Here is a 4,865-nt window from a genome sequence, read left to right as displayed (position 1 = left end):
AACGTGTACAAATTGAACGATACCATTCAAGCCGATCACTCAATACCATTTTGACCGAAAAGTGATCGGCATCGATGATATTGAGTGATCTCGATGGATGGTATTAGGTGATCGGCTTAGATAGTATTAGGTGATCGCGATGCATGAGAATATGCACCTACAGCAAACCTAAGAGCTTTCTCACACTAGGTAATGCATTTTGAACTCATAAAAGCGGTCTATTTTCTTAAAAAAGAGTAATTCTACAGCCTCAACGCCAGCAGCAAGCGCGCCGCTTTTTGGCATCGCCTTGACTGCTTTTGTTAGCCTCTTGCTTCGCGCCCGGGCTCATCTTCGGCTACTCGGTAGCGCCAGTAACGATCCGGCTTTACCCAGACAACATTATGCTCAGTAATGTTCTTAAACTCAGCTAAGACTTCACGACCTAACACAAGATTACCGTCTGCATTTTCGCGCAAGAGCTTTTCGACACCATCCTTTATAAGATGATCGACCGCATCGTCTTGGTAGATGCAGCCATCTTTTTCAATCTGAGATAGCATCCATGAAGCTGTTTGCTTAGCATCTGTCATGATTAAGACTTATCTACGGATTCTAGGGAGTCGTTAGGAAAATTACCCTGCTCAAGTTTCTTCCCCGCAAACCACTGGCAAATATAGTACGCAGCATGCTGTGACGGTACAGAACGAACAGTCATCTCTGGACCGCCAGACTTGATCTTTACGATATCTCCGACTTCGAAATTAGCGTTTTTTGTCATGAATACACCTCTTATTTTTTCAGTTTATTGACTAACGCCGCGAACAGCTGCGGCTTTGTAGTGGATTGTTTTGCATTGTTATACGCGCCTACTGGTTTAAATAGGGGCTCATTTTGTTTTTTAGCTCTGTTAGCTGCTTGCCAAACCAAAAAAGTGTTTCTTGTGAAATTTTAAACCCTTCAACAAACTCAGGGGTTCCTGAAACCTCCTTTCCATGCTGTTTAAAGCCGGTAATCTTGAATGACTCCGAATGCATTAAGTCAAGAAGCTCGAAAATACTGGAATCTTCAGAAAATAGAAACCTGGATGCTTCTTTACTGGCAATAAAAGAACGGTGGGTTTCTTGGCTAACTTTCTCATCAACAAGCTCCTGATAGAAGCGGAGTGTGTCTGTGTATACAGAAAAGCGCTTATTATAAAGATCAAGATTTAACTTTCTTTTATTAATTGCCATTTGTTGATATGCGATATAAGCCAGAAATGCAGCCATTATCGCTGACGGAATAAGCTCTATTAACTTTGAACAAATCATTTATTGCGACTCATTAATTTCGTATAACAATTTAATAGTGCGCTCATCGCGCATATTTCTGCCGACTAAACGCTCATTTGTCTACTCTATATAGTTTTAACAAATAACCTAAGGTATTACTATCACTAAGTTTTCTAAAATATTTGAATTAAGTTAAATAGATCAATATGCGCTCACCGCTCATTTTCATGAATATATGCGCAAAGAGCAGTTTAACCAATCTATTAACGACGATGTTTAGCCAGTCTCAATGACCGGTTATCGCTCTTTTAAGGCATTCGCCTCAACACGTTTTGGGGCAAGGGCAGTATAAGAACACTGCCTGCGTTAAATCAACAATCGGTTTCTCTCGATATTTTAATGGCGTCTTCAATCTCTATTCCTAAATATCTGATGGTGTTATCAATTTTTGTATGACCAAGTAGTAACTGAACGGCACGTATATTTTTGGTTCGAGCATAAACTAAAGTCGCTTTGGTTCTTCTCATTGAGTGAGTTCCATATAGGTCAGAATCAAGCCCTAATTGCTCAGCCCAACTCCTGATGATAGACCTGTAATATGAATAGCTTATTGGTTGATTAGAGCGACGTAAACTCCGAAACAAATAATCACTAGGTTGCAATTTAACTTCTTGAACCCAACGGCTAATACTTTGTTGTGTTCTCGGAGTTATCTCAAATTGAACTTCTATCCCTGTTTTCTTCTGCGTCAATTGAACCCTCTCAAATACTTGGTCGTGAGTAGCGACGTCTCGAACTTTTAAAGAGAGTAAGTCACATGATCTTAGCTTGCTATCTATAGCCAAGTTAAGTAGGGCCAATTGCATCAAGTTGTTTTGAATTTCTATTCGAGTGCGAATACGCCAAACCTCTTCAAGCTTGAAAGGGCGTTTCACACCAGTAGCATTGTGATTTAGTTCTGGTTTCATAGTGACCTCCTATTTAAAAGTCATTATGGAGGATAGCGGATGTATTACTGATTAGGATTTTGAAAAAATGCGTTAGAGCATCTCAACTACTTATTCACACAACTTAAGCCACAATAATGGACGTTCATCTAAATCTATTAAAACAAAAATGTGCTTGCGAAACTGTTATTTTGGCACAAAGGATTAGTCGTAACTTTCAGTTTCAAAAAATGTATTGCATTATAGGTATAACAAATTTATTATATAATTAATTTATTATATGGGTAATTCATGAAAGTTCTCTTCTTATGTACTGAAAATTCAGCTAGGTCTATCATGGCTGAGGCGTTATTAAAACATCACGGAAAAGGCAAGTATGAAGTCTACAGCGCGGGGACTGAGCCACATAGTGTTGATGCTCGTACGCTTTCAGCTATAGAGCACTTTGGGTTGCGGACTGATGGCTTACGTTCAAAACACCTTGATGAAGTTAGCAATATCCATTTTGATTTTGTTATTACCCTGTGTGATAAAGCGGCAAAAGAGTGTGATAGCCAAGTCAATGGTACTAAATGCCTTGCTTGGGATTTCCCTGAACCTCGTTCTCGTAGAGATGCCAACCCGTTTGAAAAAACGCTACAAGAGCTAAATGAACGGCTCAAAATGTTTTTGCTGATACAGGAAAAGCAAAAACCAGCGCCAATCACACCAACTACTTTTTACAAAGCGTTAGCTGATGATATTCGTTTGAAAAGTCTATTAATTATTGCTGTTGAAGGTGAAGCATGTGTCTGTGAGTTAATGACTGCGCTAGATGAAGAAAGCCAACCTAAAGTATCCCGTCACTTAGCACAGCTTAGAAAAGCTGGCATTTTATCTGACAGAAAGCATCAGCAATGGGTATTTTATTCAATTAATCCAACACTACCAGAGTGGATGAAGCAAACTATTACATCAACGGTAGTGAATGAACCTATTTTTATTGAACAAGAGCTAGCCAGATTGAATGCTATGGGTGATCGCCCAACGCGTGTTGCAAGCTGCTGTAATTAAGGAATATGACTATGGGGATTTTTGAACGTTATTTATCTGTTTGGGTTGCGATATCAATTGCTGCTGGTATGGCACTGGGGGTTGTTTACCCACCTCTTTTTGAAGCGATAGCAAAGCTTGAAGTTGCCCATGTCAATGTGGTTGTTGCAGTTTTCATTTGGGTAATGATCTACCCCATGATGGTACAAATAGATTTCTCAACAATTAAAGAAGTAGGCAAAAATCCACAAGGACTTGTGTTAACTTTAGTGATTAATTGGCTTATCAAACCATTTTCTATGGCTGCATTGGGTTGGTTGTTTTTTGAAGGATTGTTTGCCGATTTTGTTTCACCAGAAACTGCGCAAGAATATATCGCAGGAATGATTTTACTTGGCGTAGCACCGTGTACGGCAATGGTATTTGTCTGGTCACAACTGACTAAAGGCGACGCAAACTACACGTTAGTTCAAGTGTCGGTTAACGACATCATCATGATTTTTGCGTTCGCTCCAATTGCAGGATTATTGCTGGGAGTGACAGATATTCATGTGCCTTGGGGAACTTTGTTTATTTCTGTCGTCTTATACGTATTGCTACCCTTAATCGCAGGCGTACTCACCAGAAGAAGTTTAAACCGCTCAGGTCGTGATGAAACGGCTATCACAACCTTGTTAGAAAAGTTAAAACCATTTTCTGTCATTGGTTTATTAGCCACAGTTATGCTGTTGTTCGGCTTTCAAGCTAACACTATTTTAGACCAACCACTCAATATTTTGCTAATCGCGATTCCGCTGGTTATTCAAACCTATGGCATTTTCATCATTGCCTATTTTATTGCGCTAAAAATCAAGCTTAAACATAATATTGCAGCTCCATCGTGCTTAATTGGTACATCAAATTTCTTTGAGTTGGCTGTAGCTGTAGCTATTTCTCTTTTTGGCTTGCATTCAGGTGCAGCGCTAGCAACCGTGGTTGGCGTTCTTGTGGAGGTGCCTGTCATGCTGTCTCTCGTAGCGATTGTAAACAGAACAAAACATTGGTTTAACGAATAATTAAGAGGATTCTTATGCAAACTCACCCTTATGACAAACTGACACTTGATAATGGCGCTAGTTTTATATTTACGCCATGCCCAGGAACGAAAGAGGTTGATTTAACAACATCGGTAAAGCAACTCAAAGATGCGGGAGCACAAGCGATTGTCACTCTGATGTACGACGCAGAAATAAAGAAAAACGAGGCCGAAACACTTCCTCAAGTTTGTAACGAACAAGGCATAAAATGGTTTCAGTTACCTATTTTAGATGATGATGCGCCTAATGATGACTTTGCAACGGCGTTCAGATCTCACCTTGATGACGTGTTAGCTATTTTGCGCAATCAAGGCACTGTTGCCGTTCACTGTAAAGGCGGTTCAGGTCGCACGGGCTTAGTGATTGGCATACTGATGTATGAGTTAGGTTACAACAAGACAAACATTATTAACCAAGTACAGAAAGTACGCCCTAAGGCGCTTTCTAATCCTGTGCAACGTTCATTTTTTAATGAATATCAAAAAATGAACAACTCCCACTAAACGCTGCGCGTTTTGAAGGAGTTTCAAAAAGAAAGCCTAAGCTACCTTTTTAGG

General features: G+C 39.8%; 7 protein-coding genes. 3 read left to right on the top strand and 4 right to left on the bottom strand.

All coding sequences use genetic code 11. The features are described from left to right. Positions 1-302: 302 nt before the first annotated feature. The 4 genes from AAEZ18_RS18055 to AAEZ18_RS18040 all read right to left on the bottom strand — a co-directional run bounded on the left by AAEZ18_RS18055 (position 303) and on the right by AAEZ18_RS18040 (position 2,221). On the bottom strand, positions 303-572 hold the full coding sequence (locus AAEZ18_RS18055) for a DUF6953 family protein (RefSeq protein ID WP_192532826.1): 270 nt from the start codon (positions 570-572) through the stop codon (positions 303-305). A gap of 2 nt (positions 573-574) precedes the next feature. Continuing rightward, entirely contained in the window at positions 575-760 is a 186-nt protein-coding gene (locus tag AAEZ18_RS18050) for a YodC family protein (RefSeq protein ID WP_192532827.1), read from the bottom strand. A gap of 88 nt (positions 761-848) precedes the next feature. Further along, positions 849-1,250, bottom strand: coding sequence for a hypothetical protein (locus AAEZ18_RS18045; protein WP_192532828.1), 402 nt, complete (start codon positions 1,248-1,250; stop codon positions 849-851). 374 nt (positions 1,251-1,624) lie between these two features. Continuing rightward, positions 1,625-2,221, bottom strand: coding sequence for a tyrosine-type recombinase/integrase (locus AAEZ18_RS18040; RefSeq protein WP_197182805.1), 597 nt, complete (start codon positions 2,219-2,221; stop codon positions 1,625-1,627). Between the two features lie 270 nt (positions 2,222-2,491). Here AAEZ18_RS18040 and AAEZ18_RS18035 point away from each other — a divergent pair, with 270 nt between their 5' ends. From AAEZ18_RS18035 to AAEZ18_RS18025, 3 genes are read left to right on the top strand one after another with little or no spacing between them, the layout of a single operon-like run. Next, the gene (locus AAEZ18_RS18035) at positions 2,492-3,253 is read left to right on the top strand and encodes a metalloregulator ArsR/SmtB family transcription factor (protein WP_197182806.1); all 762 of its coding nucleotides are present in this window, start codon (positions 2,492-2,494) and stop codon (positions 3,251-3,253) included. Positions 3,254-3,264: 11 nt separating this feature from the next. Then, entirely contained in the window at positions 3,265-4,287 is a 1,023-nt protein-coding gene (arsB, locus tag AAEZ18_RS18030) for an ACR3 family arsenite efflux transporter (RefSeq protein ID WP_197182807.1), read from the top strand. Positions 4,288-4,301: 14 nt separating this feature from the next. Beyond that, on the top strand, positions 4,302-4,811 hold the full coding sequence (locus AAEZ18_RS18025) for a phosphatase domain-containing putative toxin (protein ID WP_350595454.1): 510 nt from the start codon (positions 4,302-4,304) through the stop codon (positions 4,809-4,811). The last annotated feature ends 54 nt before the right edge of the window (positions 4,812-4,865 follow it).

Origin of the sequence: Pseudoalteromonas sp. 19-MNA-CIBAN-0066, assembly GCF_040308705.1 — a bacterium.
Lineage (GTDB): Bacteria > Pseudomonadota > Gammaproteobacteria > Enterobacterales > Alteromonadaceae > Pseudoalteromonas > Pseudoalteromonas nigrifaciens.
This window is presented reverse-complemented; position numbering and strand designations above follow the sequence as displayed.

Coding starts and splice junctions, on each gene's coding strand:
- AAEZ18_RS18055 (WP_192532826.1), bottom strand. CDS start 572: ATGACAGATGCTAAGCAAACAGCTTCATGGATGCTATCTCAGATTGAA.
- AAEZ18_RS18050 (WP_192532827.1), bottom strand. CDS start 760: ATGACAAAAAACGCTAATTTCGAAGTCGGAGATATCGTAAAGATCAAG.
- AAEZ18_RS18045 (WP_192532828.1), bottom strand. CDS start 1,250: ATGGCTGCATTTCTGGCTTATATCGCATATCAACAAATGGCAATTAAT.
- AAEZ18_RS18040 (WP_197182805.1), bottom strand. CDS start 2,221: ATGAAACCAGAACTAAATCACAATGCTACTGGTGTGAAACGCCCTTTC.
- AAEZ18_RS18035 (WP_197182806.1), top strand. CDS start 2,492: ATGAAAGTTCTCTTCTTATGTACTGAAAATTCAGCTAGGTCTATCATG.
- arsB (WP_197182807.1), top strand. CDS start 3,265: ATGGGGATTTTTGAACGTTATTTATCTGTTTGGGTTGCGATATCAATT.
- AAEZ18_RS18025 (WP_350595454.1), top strand. CDS start 4,302: ATGCAAACTCACCCTTATGACAAACTGACACTTGATAATGGCGCTAGT.